Consider the following 983-nt stretch of genomic DNA (forward strand, 5'->3'; position numbering starts at 1 on the left):
CTACACTAACTTCTTCGCCAAACGCGCCGATTTCCCTCGCTTCAAAAAGAAGGGTTTATCCGATAGCTTCCGCTATCCGCAAGGTTTCAAGCTCGATCAGGCCAATAGCCGTCTGTTCCTGCCTAAGTTGGGTTGGCTACGCTACCGCAACAGTCGGGATGTGCTCGGGGTGATCAAGAACATCACCGTGAGCCAATCAAGCGGTAAGTGGTATGCCGCTATCCAGACCGAGCGAGAGGTTGATGTGCCCGTTCATCAAGGCACAGCTGTTGGCCTCGATATGGGGATTAAACGCTTTGTCACCCTGTCAGATGGCAGCCACAAAGACCCACTTAACAGCTTCAAGGCTCACGAAAAAGCCTTGCGCAAAGCGCAGCAGGCGATGAGCCGCAAAGTCATATTCAGCCGCAATTGGAAGAAAGCGAAAGCCCGTATTCAGCGCATCCAGACTCATATCGGCAGTGCCCGCCGCGACTACTTGCATAAGATCTCGACCGCCATCAGCAAAAACCACGCGCTGGTATGTGTCGAAGATTTGCAGGTGCGAAATATGTCCAAGTCAGCGGCGGGCACAACTGACACGCCTGGGCGCAACGTGCGAGCCAAGTCGGGCCTGAATAAGGCTATTTTAGATCAAGGCTGGGGCGAGTTTCGGCGTCAGCTCGACTACAAGCTGGCTTGGAATGGCGGGCATTTGATAGCGGTGCCGCCGAAGAACACCAGCCGAACGTGCCCATGTTGCGGGCATATCTCGGCTGATAATCGTCAAACACAAGCTACGTTCGAATGTGTGGAGTGTGATTTTAAAGAAAACGCCGATCTAGTCGGCGCGATCAATGTGTTAAGGGCGGGACACGCCCAGTTAGCCTGTGAAGTGAGTGGTGCAATAAGGCCGCCAGCAGCAGGAACCCACCGAAGCGAATTAAGCGTAATCGCCTAACCGCAGTAGGAATCCCCGTCCTTTAGGGCGGGGAGGATGTCAA

1 protein-coding gene is annotated in these 983 nt (G+C 54.1%); it reads left to right on the forward strand.

The genetic code is table 11. The features are described 5' to 3' along the window. Positions 1 to 940 (forward strand): RNA-guided endonuclease InsQ/TnpB family protein (locus tag OKC43_RS21650; RefSeq protein ID WP_270804121.1); only part of this gene is annotated, 940 nt, incomplete at its 5' end. Between the last annotated feature and the right edge of the window lie 43 nt (positions 941 to 983).

It is taken from the genome of Aeromonas sp. Y289-2, assembly GCF_027705925.1.
Classification (GTDB): domain Bacteria; phylum Pseudomonadota; class Gammaproteobacteria; order Enterobacterales; family Aeromonadaceae; genus Aeromonas; species Aeromonas veronii.